Origin of the sequence: Butyricimonas faecihominis, from assembly GCF_033096445.1 — a bacterium.
Classification (GTDB): domain Bacteria; phylum Bacteroidota; class Bacteroidia; order Bacteroidales; family Marinifilaceae; genus Butyricimonas; species Butyricimonas faecihominis.
On sequence record NZ_AP028155.1, the window covers coordinates 1560287 to 1574639 of the forward strand.

Consider the following 14353-nt stretch of genomic DNA (forward strand, 5'->3'; position numbering starts at 1 on the left):
ATATAATAAGCAATACCTTACCGGGAAATCATCAAAATACAACCAGAAACTCGAATTCTACCGGACAAATAGTCTACAGTTTCACAACAGGTAATACTTCCACCGAGACTAAAGGCAACGTGACAACATCATTCTCCGACAAAACAGATGAATTCTCGTGATCACGAACTTTAGTCTTTTTAGGATCTTGAACCTCGGATAAAGCAACATTCTTTCCTTGCTTTTCTCCTACTTTTACCAGTAAACGTACGGTCACGACCTCACGTGTATTTTCCAACAACGTGGAGTGGGTATGCACCACAAAGCAACGATCTGTTAACCTTCTACGCCAAGCAATAGCTTTTTTCACTTCGTTAGCACGAAGTAACGCTAAATTCAGATTTTCCTCATCAGTTGAAAGAGATGTACTGTAACTATCCAACTGCAACATGATACGCCCCGCCTCAATATCTTCCTGATAGCGTTTTGCCATAGAGAGAATACTATCCAACTCTACATTGTTGGATCCAAAATGCACGTAAAACGTTGCTCTACAAGGAACAAAACGAAATACACGTACACTATCCGATACTTCTTCGACGGGAAAATATCTCGTCACCTCTACTCCTGGGATAGACAGGAGAGAAAAGAATAATAAAAATACCTTTACACTCATTTATTCCTAATTATACACGTTCGTTCCTTTTATCCCCCCACATCCTCTTTAGGAATAGCAAAGAACGATCATTTAATAATATGCAAAAATAAATAATAATAATGATAAACACAAATAATTATTTATTAATAACAAACCTGATTAACAATTAATTATAGTTATAGCACCCAAAACAATTAAACTCATTTGAACGTATATCAATAAATGATCGTTTAATGAATGCCTAAAGGATAATTGCCTTCTTCTTACATTTTACCAGACAAATCGTTATCCTGATACAAAGCATTTAGAAGTCAACTTATTATACAATTGAACATTCGATTTATAAAAAAGAAGGCGAAGAAAGAATTCCTCTATAAAAGATCCCAAAAGGAATGAAAGGATAAAAATATCCCCCTAAGAATAAAAAAACTATCAGATAAAATAAAAATGAGCTACTTGACATCACAAAATCGAATAGCCCATTTTCCATTGCCTTTTTATCCGCAATAGAAATATTTATGCACGAGTTCCATAATTTTTGCCTCGTCGTTTCCTAAATCCTGACGCAACATTTTATCATCAAACTTTTTCAAACCGGCAATCAAACCATCAACCAGACCGGGAGCAAACACCCCGTACTTTTCGAAATCAGCACGTTGTTTTTCCAGACATAATGCGGAATCATAACAGGATGCTGGCAACTGACTTAACCGATCAGCAACACCCTTGTTCGCATCATCAAATATATTAACATCCACGTAACGCTCCTTCGCGTATTGCAGCGCATCCTTCATTTCAAATCCATGACGCACGGCAACCGCCAACCCCGCAATCAACAGGTATACATCGGCTGAACCATCCGGACAACGGAATTCCACGGTTTGTTTACCACTGAAATCCTGATCTTCCACTTTTTCCAACGGGTTAGCATCACGCAACATATCTCCCGCACCACTCGTCCATCCCAAGGGTACACGTACCAGCACCGAACGATTACGATCTCCCCAGCAAATATTTGTCGGAGCCTCTTGGTGGGGTACCAAGCGGAAATATGACATCGGATTTGTGTTACCGAAAGCCGTCAACGAAGGTGCCAGATCCAGATACCCGGCAATAGCTTTCAGCGCGCTATCCGTTAATTTGCCATTCTCTATCACCATGTTCTTATCCCCTTTTTTCAAACGAGTATGAATATGCAGCCCGCTCCCAGCCTTACCAACCGTGATTTTCGGGGCAAATGTCAAATCTACACCAAACTGGTAAGCCAATGTCCTCAGAATCCACTTAGCTATGATCAACTGATCAGCAGCATCTTCCATTTTCGTGGGCAAAAATTCGATCTCGTTCTGTTCGTACATCAAATTTCCCTTCGTGAAATTGCCCACCTCGGAATGCCCGTATTTAATCAATCCCCCGGTTCCGGCGATATACTTCATGGCCAACGCACGCAAATCCCGCCCCTTGTTAAAAGGTGTAGACTCATGATACCCTTTTTGATCAGAGGCCAAGAATAAATCGTCCTTTTCACTCACCACGTAATACTCTAACTCCCCCATCACCTCGTATTCCATTCCCGTCACTTGCTTTAATACCTCGTGTGCCTTTCGCATCGTGTACTCCGGTGACATTTCCAATGGTTTACCGTCCTTCGTGTAAAAACTACAAAGAATATCTACCGCGGGAATCTCGCTGAATGGATTCAGAAAAGCCGTACGATACCGGGGTAACACGTACAAGTCACTTGATCCGGCCTCTATATACGGGAACAGACTGGAACCATCCACTCGCTCACCACATGTCAGTATATTATCTAGATGATCAAGACTATTAATAATAAAATTTAACGTCTTTAATCGTCCATCCGCACCGGGATACCTGAAATTGATCATCTCTATTTCATTTTCCGTCACATAACGAATAATATCATCTTTGGTAAAATCTTTAGCATCTTTTTCTAAAAAACGAACTAAGGCGTGAGGATTTAGTGCATATTTTGAACTCATATTTCTTTATGTATTAGATCTATTAATTTTTAGCTTCTAAAAATAAAAAAAATGAGTTACAATCCCTAGTTAATTTTAGATTCTAGATTTTAAATTTTGAATCTGATTAATTATTTTAGATTTCAACCGCACGGGCCAACACCTTAACTACCCCCTCTAACTCCCCCTGTGTAAGGGAGAGTCGGTGGGGGTAGTTGTTTTTTCATTTTAAATGCCTTACTAATTTTATCTTTTAACTTTTCCTATTTGTCCAGCTCATTCAAGGCAAAAGCGTAAGCTCCGAAAGCGATAGCCCTACTTGTTCCCAGCTTCGTCGTAATTACCCCCATTCTTTTCATGGGATCATACTCGACCGTTTCCGTCGTTCCGGGCACGACAACACGTCTGGACGTGGGGGTCAAGAATGCCGCACAATCTCCCGGATCATCCAAGAAAAAAGCCTTCATCTCCATCCGGTCCGCCGGGGCTCCTTCGTACATTTCCAAGGTCCCGTTCAACTCCCGCATCACGGCTGGCATCAAATATTTGTGGGCAGCAATAATCCCTCCGCCAATCACCACGATACCATCCACCACAGCATTCATCGAGGCAATAGCCTCTCCCAACACTTCTCCCGCATGATCAAAAGCTTCCCGGGCAGCCGCCGGGTTTCCTTCGAGATTTCCCTCGGCAATCTCGAAAATCTCTTTCGGGGTCAACCGCCGTGTATCCCCAGACAATCGGGCATATTCCCTCTTAATCGCCCGGATCGAAATTCCCTCCTCGACCCCGTAAATCGGCTGGCGTTTATCCCGCAACACCCATACTTCAGCAGCCGCACCGTTATCACCCAAAAAAAGCTCCCCATCACGAACTACCCCACCACCGAATCCGGTACCTAGGGTAATCCCGATCAAATTCTTATACACCTTATTTTTCCCCGCATCCCGTAGCATACGATTCACTTCCGGCAACGCTCCAGCCAATGCCTCCCCGTAAGCGAACAGGTCCCCGTCATTATTGATAAATACCGGAATCCCAAACTTATTTCTCAAAAAAGCACCTAATGCCACTCCCCCTTGAAAAGCCGGTAAGTTCTTCAAGTCACCGATAATCCCGTTCACGTAATCAGCCGGCCCGGGAAATGCAAAACTGATCGCCACGGGGTCTTCCGGCAACTTCAATTTGATGGCAGAAAAACCCGTAACCATCGTCTCCAAGCACTTCTCCAAATTATCGCCATTTGAAGGTAAAACAATCGGTTCAACGATCTCTTCATTCGACCGGATAGCCGAGAATACAAAATTCGTTCCCCCGGCATCCAACGTCATCACTATTCTTTTATCAAACTGATACATAATAAGCTAAAAGTTAAAAGATAAAAACTAAAAGTTGAAGGAAATTTAAAATCACTTCTGGGTTTTAATTCCCACCGAGCAATACAACAAGTAACACATACAGCCGAGGATCACGATAAGTGAACCGGCCTGTGTACCGATCAAATCCGTACAATATCCCATCAATGGCGGGATTACCGCACCACCGAAAATACCTGTCACCATCAAACCGGAAATCTCGTTAGCTTTCTCCGGACGGGCTTGAATGGCCATGGAGAAGATCAGGGAGAATATGCTGGAACACGTGAAACCGATCAACGCGATCAACACCAAAATCGAGTATTGCCCAGACATGAAGAACAACACGATCATGGCAGTAATAGCTACCAAAATATTCACCCGGAAATACTTGCTACCGGAAACCCGTGCTAACAGGAAAGTTCCCACGAAAGCCCCGATCGTGCGGAAGGCAAAATAAACACTCGATCCTACACCCGCTCCCGTAACATCAAACCCACAACGCTCGATCAATAACTTCGGAGCCACCGTGTTAATCCCGACATCAACGCCCACGACAAACACGATACCCAAGAAAAGCAACAGGATCGTCCTATCCTTCAACAACCCGAACGTCGCTCTCCACGAAGAGGTCGACTGTTCCGGCGATTCCTCTCGAATATGCACAAGCATTAACCAGCCCATGGAAATCAAGGTCAACAAGGCGAAAATCGGGAAAAGATATTGCCAATTTCCCAGTACGGTCGCCGCGAATGCCGCAATAAACGGACCACAGAAAGACGAAACGGCCTTCAGCACCTGCCCTGCGGTCAACGAACTTGCCAGCACGTTTCCCTTCACCACATTCGTCAATAACGGGTTCAACGACACCTGCAAAATGGTATTACCGATTCCCAGCAAGGCAAAAGCGATCAGGCACGTGTATAGGTTATAATCAATAAAAGGAATAATCATCCCCACAATGGTCACCAACATACTCACCAATACCGTTTTCTTACGACCGATACGGTTCATAAAAATAGCCGCCGGGACCGCCAGTAACAAAAACCATAGAAATACCATCGAAGGCAGGAATCCGGCAATAGTTTCACTTAACCCGAAATCGGCCTTTACGTAACTGGTTGCAATCCCCACCACGTCACAGAATCCCATGATAAAAAAACCGAACAACACAGGCAGTAAAGCCTTAATACTCGTAGAACTTTCTTTCATAATATATAAATTTAACACAAACAAGAACATTAAAAGAGCGACTAATGTAAACAATTTCATTTAATTTTTCTAACAATTAATCACCTTATTTCAGTCTTGAAACGTTAAAATACACGCTCAATAAAATACTCGGAACGGCTACTATACGGACTTTCCGGAATGACATTTTCAATCCCTCCCGATTTGAGGGCGAGATCGATGGGAGAACCATCCGCAGAGACCAGTTACAGACGTTCCCCGTCCGAATTAAAGCCGATCAATGAAACGTGTTTGTAATCAACTATCCACACCTGTGACATCTTTATGTAGCCCGTTCTCTGCCTTACCTGCCACCGAACAGCCACAAAACAATAAAAATACGTATCTTTGCGACCCGAAAAAACAAAACGATAAACGAAACGAATATGAGATTTACACACAAGCAAATATGGGTGATCACTTTCCCAATCCTGGTCAGTTTGTTGATGGAACACTTGATTAACATGACCGATACCGCCTTTCTCGGCAGAGTGGGAGAAGTCGAACTAGGCGCATCAGCCTTAGCCGGCGTGTACTACATGGCAATCTACATGCTCGCTTTCGGTTTCAGCATCGGGGCACAAATCCTCATTGGCCGACGTAATGGAGAAGGCAACTACAAGGATATCGGTCCCATTTTTATACAAGGGGTACTTTTCCTCGTGGGACTTGCCACGCTCATGTTCACGGTTTCCCGCATATACACGCCTTCGGTTCTCCGTTCTGTCATTGACTCGGAACAAGTCTACGTGGCCACGAACGACTACATGAAATGGCGAATATTCGGTTTCTTTTTCTCGTTTGTCGCCGTCATGTTCCGGGCCTTCTTCGTGGGAATCACCACGACACGCATCCTCACGATCAATTCGCTTGTCATGGTCGGCACCAATGTCGTGCTGAATTACCTGTTAATTTTCGGTAAATTCGGGTTCCCGGCCTTAGGCATCAGCGGGGCTGCCATCGGTTCGTCCGTGGCAGAACTCGTTTCCATGATATTCTATATCCTATATACTTGGAAAAAAGTTGATTGGAAGAAATACGCACTTTTCAACCTGTCCAGTTTCAACCCGAAATTATTGTCGGGCATACTCAATATCTCCATTTGGACCATGATCCAGTCCTTTCTGGCCATGGCCACTTGGTTTCTGTTCTTTATTGCCGTGGAACACCTCGGTGAACGCCCGCTGGCAGTGTCCAACATCGTGCGCAGTGCCGCCATGTTCTTCTTCATGCCGGTTTCCGCCTTCGCTGCCACGACCAGCTCGCTTGTGAGTAACCTGATCGGTGCGCAGGCCACCTCCCAAGTCTGGAGTACTTGTCTCAAAACAATCAAGATGTGCTACCTCTTTGTCATCCCGATCGGCATCATCATACTACTGGCTCCCGCCACATTTTTAAGAATATACACCGATGATCCCCAACTCATCCAAGCCACGATCCCTTCCCTTTTCGTGATGATGAGCGCGGTTCTTCTTTCCACCCCCGGCAGTATTCTTTTCAACGCCGTATCGGGAACAGGAAACACCCGTATGGCTCTATTCATGGAGTTCGGCACGCTCACGTTCTACGTTCTCTACATCATCTACATCGTGTTCTATCTCCAAGCGGATGTCGCCATCTGTTGGACCACGGAACACGCCTACTGGAGCATCCTACTCATTCTCGGTTTCATGTACATGAAAAGCGGAAAATGGGCAGGAAAGAAAATATAGCATCACAAACTGAATACCACGTAGAACTCCCGTAAATACACCTGTTGTTCTCCCTCTCCCGTGTTCGTGAAACGGACGAACTTCACGGGAGTATCCTCCCATTTACCGTTCAGACGGCCGCGAGCGTCACGAGTCAATGTCACGGTCTGCCACGTTTCGCCGTCAGCAGATACTTCCATGACACCCCAAGAAAGGTCACCCTTCACGTCAAAATTCAAACGAGTACCGGGAATCCGGTAGGCATCATCAAGTTCCAATTGCAGGTACCCCCCGGCCGGCCATTTCACGACTTCCAGCAAAGGGGTCAAATGAACCCGGCTGGGATATACTTGTAAAGGTAGATGTTCCAGTTGAGGCACGTTCGTGGTTAACTTACAAGGTGAATAATCGGCTAACAAAGGCAAATCCGTCCCGTTCTGACGATTAAACCGTTCCGTGGCCTCCGTGAAAACATCCAGCACCAACGGTTGAAGTACTGTCGTCCCGGTCTTCACGCCCGGCTGGTAAGGATTCTGGTTAAATTGCCTTTCCAGCTCGTAACTCCTCTTGCGCAAGGCTTTAACGTGATTATACTTCCGCAGGAAAAGCTCACGATCACCACGTTCCCCGGCTTTAATCATGGCCAAGGCCTCCTGCCCAGCATCTCCCAATATCTTGAACTGATGCAACCACGGGGTAATTTCTTCAATCAACGCCTCGTTTTCCCGGTCAATCAACAACAAATCGGCAGCCTCCGCCACACGCTCGAACTCGTCCTGCAAAGCAAGAAAATCCCGCTCATCATAATGTCCTTCTCGATACCTCTTCATGAAACGCTCGGCCACGGGTTGAATTTCCACGGATTCTTCCCGACGGAAACGATGCACGTTCTCTCCCAGATCGGAATTATGACGGGCGAAAACGGTAAAGGCCTCCACGTTCTCCGGTATGATGGCCCGAATAGCCCGGTGCCATGACCGAGAACGATCGTACGATTGCATATTCCACGTGTAGTCTGCCACGCAGTATATTGCCAGTTTGGATGCCTCCGCCCATTCCATGGGATTGGCCACGAAACCGGAAATGCTCCCGGCAATATCTTTCCCGTTACCATACACCTCGCCCAGTAACAGGTGATCCCTCACGTAATCCGACACGGGGAAATTCCACCAGATATAAGCGGGGCGTTTGATCTGTTCCCGAATCCACTCCACGCCTTCCCTGGTAATCTCGGAAATCACCCGATCTCCCGTCCACATCACCTCCACGGACGGGTTCAACTTCTCACCTATCGTGGCAAGATACCCACTTTCCGGTCGTGCCCATCCTTTATTGTACTCGGTTGGACACACGATCAAAGGCGTCACGTCGGGCTTTACTTGTACGAAATGGTCATCAATATAATTCAACAACTCCACCTGTCGGTCGGCTTTCGCCCCCTCACCGGAAATATCATCAAAAAAAACGGCAAAAGAACGTACGCCCAAATCGTACATACGCTCGAACTTGGCCATCAATGAATCACGGTCGGAAGTCTCCCAGCGGATGTCTAACCCCGGATGAATCGCCCACACGAAATCCACCTCGTTCTCGTCCGCCACCTTCACCAGCTCGGCAAGACGAGCAGCCTCCTTGGCAGGGTAAGGTTTCCGCCAGTTGGGCGAACTATGGAAAGGATCGTCTTTTGGCCCGTAAATATACGTGTTTAATTTGTTCTCCCCGTAAAAACGCAGTTGCCTCAAACGGGCCTCGTGGCTCCAAGGCGTACCGTAAAATCCCTCGACCACGCCCCGGAAACGTACGTCCGGGTAATCCTGAATCCCAACAAACGGTAAATGCCCCTCGTGGAACAACTGCATGAAGGTACGCGCGGCATAATACGTTCCCCGCTCGTCATTCCCGGCCAGCGTGATGGCCTTATCGGTAATCGACAGGTAGTATCCTTCCGGATGATCGGGTATCAGCCGTTTCGCTCCCCGCACGGCCCGGTCCCCTTTCTCGCCCACGAACAAGGGAAATCCTTCCGTCCCGAGACGATCACCCAAAAATTGTTTCAACAGGGCGATTGCATGAGGATTAGCCTCCTGTTCTCCCACGAGCCGGAAAGCAACCGGAATCGTCATACTCTTCCCTGTAACATTGACCTGACGGGGAGAAGGTTGCACTTGAATATCCTGAGCCATAACTCTCACCTGCGCCAACAACAAGCAAACGAAGAAAACCAACACCTTTTTCATGTGGAAATATTTTATAAGATTACAATAATTTAGTCATAATATAAGCAGGACCGAAAAGCTCGGATTCCTCTTTCTCTTGGGAGCGATACCCCATTTTCTCGTAAAAACCGACTGCCGTGAGGCTGGCCGACAAATGCAACAAATGGACATGACGACTCAAGGCAAAATCCTCAACGCGTTGTAACAAACGTTCCCCAACCCGCCGTCCATGTACATCCGGGTCCACGTACAAGGCGCAGACCTCATCCCCTTCCAGCCCAACCGTCCCGACCACCTTCCCGTTTTCCTCCGCCACGAACATCGTCCGGGTAGCCGATATTCCACACAGATAATCAGGTGTGAACAAACGGCACATATAGTCTATCACCGCAGGTTCATAATCCCGGCTATTCACGAAGGTCAAGTTATTCCTAATCAGACGTGACACGGTTTCCGCATCCCGTTCATCAAATTCTCTTATTATAATGTCTATCACTTTCTACTTATTATATTCATGATCTGCGTACCCAACCCGACACGATACCCTTGGGAAACAAAAACAACCTCTCCCTTCGCGTTCAACAGGACGATCAAAGGCAGGCTCTCCGTATTCGTCAAGCATAATCCTTCTGCCAAACCTTTCAGCAAACGACCGTCCAAGTCCGTTCCCCACTGCATCACGGAAGGAAAAACCCGGAAGTCCGCACGATTAAACTTAGCCTGATGATCCGCATCCTTAAACACGAAATACAAGGGAACACCCAAATTCTCGAAATCATCTTTCATTCCGCTCATATCCCGCAACAAATGATTTGTCGGTTCCTTATTCGCCTCGATCAAGGCTATCGCCATGTACCCCTTCTCCGGCAAACGGATTGCCTCCGGTTTTGTCTTGCCCTCCGGGACAATGGATAGCGCCGTCGGGACCACTCCCAGAATCTCCATTTTCTCCACGCAAGGACGGATAAGCATATCTATATTTGTCAATTTACCAGCCTCCACTTGGAATGATACCAAATCTGCCAAAACAGCCCCATCACTCCGTCTATTTCCCGTTGAAAGAAGATAATCCCCCTCTTCCAACGTGACCGGTTTCGTGAAGATCGTTTTATATGACGCACCAACACCCATATCCACCGCCGCGTTACTTCCCAAGTCAATCGTCCGTACCCGGCCATCCTCCAACTTTCCGATCGTGAAATTTAGGAAATATTTGGGGTCACTCACCGTCTTTTGAGCATAATGCAACATCAACTCCCCTTTCGGTACTACCTTTTCGGTCATGAAATTAACCGTATGCCACGTTCCGTTCTGATAATACTCCGGTTTACCCGAAATCGGGCTTAGCCGAGCCGGAATTCCCATTGTACGACAGGCTGCCACGAAGAAAACATTTCGGGAAAGTGCATCCGTCACCCCTGCCCGGATCACTCCCACCGGCGGAGTTACCACCTTCGCGGGGTACAGGGAATCAACAACCTTGATTTTTCCAGTTTCTTGGATCAAACTGGTAACATCCGTAATATCGTGCCTCTTCAAAAATTCCCGAACGGGTTCCCGATAAGCCGTAAGTAACTCGTTCTGCACTCTCGGATTCAGTATGTATTCCGTGAAATAGGGATTCGACACATCACGGCCATCCCCTTCCACGTGAGACAACAACACGTCAGCCGGGGTGTCTTGCAAATCCTTCTCCGCAATCACGCCCAACAAATTCATGGCTAATGTCCGACGTTCAGGCGACACTTCACGCATAAAACGCAGTAACTCGGAATAATTCCCCCGAGACGCAACCATATACGCAGCAAAACGTGCCGTATCCACTCCCAACTCCATCGCCACATCCCCGCCTTGCGTCCTCGACATGAAAGTTGCCACGTAAACATTCCGTAACGAATCTTCCCGGGCAAAACGACGGTCATTCACGGCCCGTTCCTCATCGGTTGACAAAGCTGTTATATCATGTTGCCTTGGCGGTACCAAATCCCACTCCCCTGAAAACAAATCCCCGACAGTTTTATCCAACACGACGGTCAGTGTATCCTGCCGCTCCACGGACAATTCCCCAAAACCCAACTTCTTTCCCTTACTTGCCCAAACGAAAATATCTCCTTGCCCCAACGTCAGGGAAGTCTCACCCTTCACGTCGGAATACAATGTCACCACGGGGTAAAACTCCCCGTAATTAAATATCTTATATTCCACCTTCGCATTCACAACAGGTTGCCCATTCTCGTCAATAACTTGAACTAATGTCGGAGCGGTCCGTGTATAATGGGACGTCACGTTCACGCCTGAACCGCTTTCATTCACGTAAACAATCTCTTCCTGACCATTGTATTTCCCGAACACCTCCGACTCCACATACATCGCCCTTTGCACGGGCAACGTGAACCACGCAATATTCAACCGAGGTTCTGGTTCACAAGCCCCCAAGTACTTCCACTCGCCATCCACCCAGACCTCAATCCACGCGTGATTATCATCACAATGCGCCCAGCGAGGCGTGTATATCTGACGTGCCGGAATCCCCACGGCCCGCAAAGCTGCCAGCGTGAAAATAGACTCTTCACCACAGCGACCGTAAGCCGTGAGCATCGTGGCTAGCGGTGAACGGGTCCGGGCATTGGTCGGTTTATAGATCACGTGTTCATGACACCAGTGATTCACTTCCAGCGCCGCTTTTTCCATGGACTCACAGGTCGCAACCCGTTCCTTCAGTTCCTTGTAGAAAACGATACGAGCCGTGTCCAGATTCTCTTTCCCACCCCTCACGGGAAGTACAAAATGACGGAATATATCTTCCGGAATATCTTTCCCCCAAGGCATCGCCTCTCTCGCTTGAAATGCCCAACGCACATTCTCCAACAGAAAATCTCCCCCCGAAAAAGATAGATCAATCAACGGAGAATAAGCGTAGAGAAACATCAGCGCCTCTCGCTCTTCCACGCTCATCGGAGAATCGAACACGGCAAACAAATTACCCGGGTTACCTTCCAACACCTTCTTCTTTTTCTGAAAATCCTGTTCCACCATCTTCCGGTAGCCCGGATCTGTCATAAAATGCTTTTCCTCACATGCACATAACAGCACGAAAGCAAGCAGTATCCATAAAACTTGTTTCATGATCATGATATTTTATGTCACAAATATAACAGATTTTTTCACTATTTTTGCCTCATGGACACGAAGGAAGAAATCATTAGGCAATTCGAGGCTCAAACCGCCCCGCTCAGCCCGGAAACTCACGAGAAATTGGCCAACATTCTCGTCCGTTTCGAACTGGCCAAAGGAGACCTTTTTCTCCGGGAAGGTGAGATATGTAAATATTACAGCATGGTCGCCCAAGGAATGATTCGCCTATTCTATGATAAAAACGGGCGGGATCTCACGGAACACTTCTCGTATGAAAAAGGGATATTCGTTTCGCTGGAAAGCTATTTCCGGCAAACCCCGAGTTACTTGATGATCGAGGCTCTCGAACCCACCGTTATCTATTCTTTCCCGCACGATCAACTACAAGACCTTATGCGGGCGAATCACGAGGTGGAACACATGTATTGCAAAATGCTGGAAAACTCCCTAATAGAATCACAGCAAAAAGCCGATGCCTGTCGTTTCGAGACCGCCCGGGAACGTTACCACCGACTCGCCACAGAACACCCGGAAGTAGTCAAACGGGCTCCCCTCATCCACATTGCCTCCCGGCTTGGCATGACCCCCGAAACGTTAAGCCGAGTGAGAGCTGGTTTGCTTTAACAATTTCTCCACCCGGGTAAAAGACTTACCCACCCATTTCCGGCTATTCCAACGGCGCACGAAAATAATCGCCCGGATATTCTCGTCCAACGTGAAAGCCACCCACATCCCGGCAAGCCCCCAACCGAAAGAGATCCCGAACACGTAACTCAACGCTGTCGCCACTCCCCACATGACAATCAACCCGGTGATGAAAGGATAAGTCACATCCCCCACGGCATTCAGCACGTTTACCGACAGGATATTCACCGCACGTCCCACCTCTAGCAAAATGTCAATACAAAGAAGCATCACCCCCATGTACACGATCTCCGGGTTGGAAGTCAACATTCCGAAAATAAACTTACTGCAAGCCGCCGTGACCACCGCCACGCAAAGGGAAACCACGATCGAAAGTCGCAGACAATATTTCTGCAATATAAAAGCCGCATCGGTACGTTCGCCCCCGACCAGATGCCCGATCAGGATCGCGGCCCCTTGCCCGAGGGCCACGGAGAACACGTATGAAAACAGGATAATATTCATCGCATAAGTACGCGCCGTCAGCGCCGCCGTTCCCAACATGACCGTGAAATAAGTAATGACCACTTGCGACAAACTATATGACACCTGTTCCCCTGCCGCTGGAAGACCTATATGCAACAAGTTTTTCAACTTATCCCACGGGAACGGTCTCAGACACGAGAACGAGAAGCGAGGAACCACCTTGCCAAACGTGATATACAATAATAACGCTAACGCCACCGCCCGGCAGGAAGAGGTCGAAATCGCTGCCCCCACGACGCCCATTTGCGGTAACCCGAATTTACCGAAAATCAAGGCATAGTTTCCAATGATATTCAACACGTTCATCAACAAGGTCACCCGCATGGGATAGTACGCCTTGTTGTGACTTCGCAACACAGCCGACATGGTTAGGGCAATAGCTTGCAAGAAGGCAAAACCGCCCACAATCTGCATATAAGCCAATCCCTCATCGATCAGCTCCGGGGCCAAATCCATTATCTTCAACAAAGCCTCTGCCCGAAAATACAGGAAAGCACTCGTGGTCACCCCGATCAGGGTATTAAAAAACAACGACACCCCGATCACCTGCCGCACGTTTGCCTGTTGCGATGCCCCCAAATACTGGGAACAAAGCACGGAAGTCCCGACCGTCGATACCCCGAACACGAGAAATACCAGACTCAATAATTGATTCACTACCCCGACGGCCGCCACCGTATCATCCGAATAATGACTCAGCATAAACGTATCCATTGCCCCCAGCAACATGATCAATAACGTCTCCACGAATATCGGTCCCGTCAGTCTAAATAGCTGTCCGCGTAGTGTTTTAGTCGGTTTCATACATCCCATCTTAAAAAATCGTGCAAAGATAACATCACCACGCATTGGATGGCTTGATCTACATCAATTTTTCTTATTCGGCACAAGACAGCCCATATATATACAAAAAGAGGTCGTTTTTTGGAACGACCTC

At 47.4% G+C, this 14353-nt stretch carries 10 protein-coding genes; 2 read left to right on the top strand and 8 right to left on the bottom strand.

Annotation, left to right across the window (positions count from 1 at the left end; all coding sequences use genetic code 11):
- Window positions 1-73: 73 nt before the first annotated feature.
- From R8806_RS06620 to R8806_RS06635, 4 genes are all read right to left on the bottom strand, one after another.
- Window positions 74-655, bottom strand: a complete 582-nt coding sequence (locus R8806_RS06620) for a hypothetical protein (RefSeq protein ID WP_124318073.1) — start codon at window positions 653-655, stop codon at window positions 74-76.
- Window positions 656-1134: 479 nt separating this feature from the next.
- Entirely contained in the window at window positions 1135-2640 is a 1506-nt protein-coding gene (locus R8806_RS06625) for a glutamine synthetase family protein (RefSeq protein ID WP_124317555.1), read from the bottom strand.
- 242 nt (window positions 2641-2882) lie between these two features.
- Entirely contained in the window at window positions 2883-3977 is a 1095-nt protein-coding gene (locus tag R8806_RS06630) for an ROK family protein (RefSeq protein ID WP_124317556.1), read from the bottom strand.
- 51 nt (window positions 3978-4028) lie between these two features.
- The gene (locus R8806_RS06635) at window positions 4029-5186 is read right to left on the bottom strand and encodes an MFS transporter (RefSeq protein ID WP_124317557.1); all 1158 of its coding nucleotides are present in this window, start codon (window positions 5184-5186) and stop codon (window positions 4029-4031) included.
- Between the two features lie 404 nt (window positions 5187-5590).
- On the opposite strand from R8806_RS06635, the gene R8806_RS06640 reads away from it, so the two are divergent.
- Complete coding sequence (locus R8806_RS06640; protein WP_124317558.1) at window positions 5591-6916, top strand: MATE family efflux transporter; 1326 nt, start codon at window positions 5591-5593, stop codon at window positions 6914-6916.
- Window positions 6917-6918: 2 nt separating this feature from the next.
- On the opposite strand, the gene R8806_RS06645 is transcribed toward R8806_RS06640, so the two are convergent.
- Genes R8806_RS06645 through R8806_RS06655 form a run of 3 tightly spaced genes read right to left on the bottom strand, consistent with a single transcriptional unit; the run spans window position 6919 to window position 12237 of the window.
- Window positions 6919-9132 (bottom strand): beta-N-acetylglucosaminidase, encoded by a 2214-nt coding sequence (locus R8806_RS06645; protein WP_124317559.1) that lies wholly within the window; start codon window positions 9130-9132, stop codon window positions 6919-6921.
- 19 nt (window positions 9133-9151) lie between these two features.
- Entirely contained in the window at window positions 9152-9607 is a 456-nt protein-coding gene (locus R8806_RS06650; RefSeq protein ID WP_151412207.1) for a GNAT family N-acetyltransferase, read from the bottom strand.
- Window positions 9604-12237, bottom strand: a complete 2634-nt coding sequence (locus R8806_RS06655; protein WP_124317978.1) for a transglutaminase-like domain-containing protein — start codon at window positions 12235-12237, stop codon at window positions 9604-9606. Before R8806_RS06655 ends, R8806_RS06650 begins: the two co-directional genes overlap by 4 nt.
- A gap of 54 nt (window positions 12238-12291) precedes the next feature.
- Between R8806_RS06655 and R8806_RS06660 the strand changes: the two genes are divergently transcribed.
- A complete protein-coding gene (locus R8806_RS06660; RefSeq protein WP_124317979.1) occupies window positions 12292-12870 on the top strand; it encodes a Crp/Fnr family transcriptional regulator in 579 nt (192 codons plus the stop codon).
- Here R8806_RS06660 and R8806_RS06665 read toward each other — a convergent pair.
- On the bottom strand, window positions 12841-14229 hold the full coding sequence (locus R8806_RS06665; RefSeq protein ID WP_124317980.1) for an MATE family efflux transporter: 1389 nt from the start codon (window positions 14227-14229) through the stop codon (window positions 12841-12843). The genes R8806_RS06660 and R8806_RS06665 overlap by 30 nt on opposite strands.
- Between the last annotated feature and the right edge of the window lie 124 nt (window positions 14230-14353).

Coding starts and splice junctions, on each gene's coding strand:
- R8806_RS06630 (WP_124317556.1), bottom strand. CDS start 3,977: ATGTATCAGTTTGATAAAAGAATAGTGATGACGTTGGATGCCGGGGGA.
- R8806_RS06645 (WP_124317559.1), bottom strand. CDS start 9,132: ATGAAAAAGGTGTTGGTTTTCTTCGTTTGCTTGTTGTTGGCGCAGGTG.
- R8806_RS06625 (WP_124317555.1), bottom strand. CDS start 2,640: ATGAGTTCAAAATATGCACTAAATCCTCACGCCTTAGTTCGTTTTTTA.
- R8806_RS06620 (WP_124318073.1), bottom strand. CDS start 655: ATGAGTGTAAAGGTATTTTTATTATTCTTTTCTCTCCTGTCTATCCCA.
- R8806_RS06635 (WP_124317557.1), bottom strand. CDS start 5,186: ATGAAAGAAAGTTCTACGAGTATTAAGGCTTTACTGCCTGTGTTGTTC.
- R8806_RS06640 (WP_124317558.1), top strand. CDS start 5,591: ATGAGATTTACACACAAGCAAATATGGGTGATCACTTTCCCAATCCTG.
- R8806_RS06665 (WP_124317980.1), bottom strand. CDS start 14,229: ATGGGATGTATGAAACCGACTAAAACACTACGCGGACAGCTATTTAGA.
- R8806_RS06660 (WP_124317979.1), top strand. CDS start 12,292: ATGGACACGAAGGAAGAAATCATTAGGCAATTCGAGGCTCAAACCGCC.
- R8806_RS06655 (WP_124317978.1), bottom strand. CDS start 12,237: ATGAAACAAGTTTTATGGATACTGCTTGCTTTCGTGCTGTTATGTGCA.